The sequence below is a fragment of the Leuconostoc sp. genome, from assembly GCF_965300815.1.
In genome coordinates this window covers 1-1,598 of record NZ_CBDKZH010000187.1, presented here as the reverse complement: position 1 = coordinate 1,598, position 1,598 = coordinate 1, and the positions used below count along the sequence as shown (strand labels likewise).

At 42.2% G+C, this 1,598-nt stretch carries 1 protein-coding gene and 1 pseudogene; both read right to left on the bottom strand.

What is annotated here, in order from left to right; all coding sequences use genetic code 11:
* Positions 1 to 263: 263 nt before the first annotated feature.
* The gene (locus tag ACW12G_RS07960; RefSeq protein WP_455647715.1) at positions 264 to 1,319 is read right to left on the bottom strand and encodes a PTS transporter subunit IIC; all 1,056 of its coding nucleotides are present in this window, start codon (positions 1,317 to 1,319) and stop codon (positions 264 to 266) included.
* Between the two features lie 63 nt (positions 1,320 to 1,382).
* Positions 1,383 to 1,598, bottom strand: a pseudogene (locus ACW12G_RS07955) (D-2-hydroxyacid dehydrogenase); the annotation flags it as partial.

The window sequence follows — 1,598 nt, the reverse complement described above, 5'->3', positions numbered from 1 at the left end:
ACTACGTTGCGTCTCGCTTGTCAACTACTTCTTTCGATATTTCCTTTCAGAAATCTCTCACTGTAACCGCTTGCTTGTCCGCCGCCGTTAGAACATATACTAATATACCGCCTTTATCCCCCTGCGTCAACCCCTTTTTTACTTCTTTTTTACACGTTCGCTTTATCCCTTTATCACCCTTTTTATCACTTTTTTCGTTCGCTTTTTGCTAGATATTTCACCTGAAACTTTTCGGTATGTTAGGCTTGTTCCCATCAGTCATTTTATTGCAACGTCAATTTGAGATCTTCCGGTTTAATCAAATGCCATTTTTTGATAAATAACCACTTTAATGTCATAGCTAATACACATGGAAACACGATAAAAACCAATACAATATCCACTACCGCTTTTGCCGACTGATTAGACAACCCATAAGCCGTCATCGGTCCAATTAAGCCTGAAAAACCAAAACCAGCAGAAAATGGCGTTCCCTTTACATCAAATACCGTTGCCAAGATACCCATAATACCCGCGCCAATCGTTGTTGGGATAAATAGTTTTGGCTTCAAGAGCATATTGGCCATCTGAATTTTTGGTGAACCAATAAAATGTGCCAACGTACCACCGATAGGATTCACACTAGCGCCCATTGCCGCTAAAGTAAAACTCGCGACAACAATCCCCGCATTAGCCGCACCAGATCCAACACCGGATAAATTAATCGCCATTGCAATGCCAACAGATGATAGCGGCGACACGACAAGGAAAGCAAAGGCCATACCAAGCAAGGCCCCCATCAACAATGGCGTCAAGTGGGTAGCTGCTGCAACCGCTGTTCCCATCAGCACCTGCACTTGTCTTAACGGTGCTAAGGTGACCAAGCCCAATCCGCCCGCCAACAACACAACAATCAACGGTTGTAACAACATCTTTAAATGACCAAACACGGTTGTTGTCAACTTAACTAAAATTGCCGCAACCAACGTAATCAAAACAATGTTTAAAATAACCCCAGTCCCACTAATCACCATCCCCGTAGCTGTTTTCGTCACAACACCTGAGGATACAAACGTTGCCAAAGCAATCGCACCAGCGTCAATCGTGGATAATTTCAATAGATGTCCCACCGCAAAACCAGCAACAAGCGGTAGCGTACTTTGAATCAACGTTGTCATAAAATTAATATTTGCTGCAATCACACTATTAGGAAAGAGTAACAAAAGTTGACTCACTAGCGCACTTGGAATCAGGGTAATGACAATCCCTAAACTTGTCCCATTTAGCACATCAACGATAAATTTTTTGGTTTGTTGGCCACGACCGACACTTGACTTCATTTCTTTTCTCCCGTTATCACGCATTGCAATAGTTACCTATATATGTACGCGCAAAAGCGCTTTTTAAATTTCATGTAATGCTGGTTGTCCTTGAATGATCAATAAAACATCATCCAATGCAATATCAATCATATTTTGTACGGCAAGGTTCGTATAAAACGCCACATGGGGTGTCATGATGACATTTGGCAAATCCAGTAACTGTTGAATACGTTGATCCGCTACACCCTGTTGCCGTAAGTCATGATTAAATACCGCCGATTCACCTTCAACTGTGTC

Bases quoted from the DNA above. Each gene is read 5' to 3' on its own strand.
- ACW12G_RS07960 (WP_455647715.1), bottom strand. From the start codon at position 1,319: ATGAAGTCAAGTGTCGGTCGTGGCCAACAAACCAAAAAATTTATCGTT.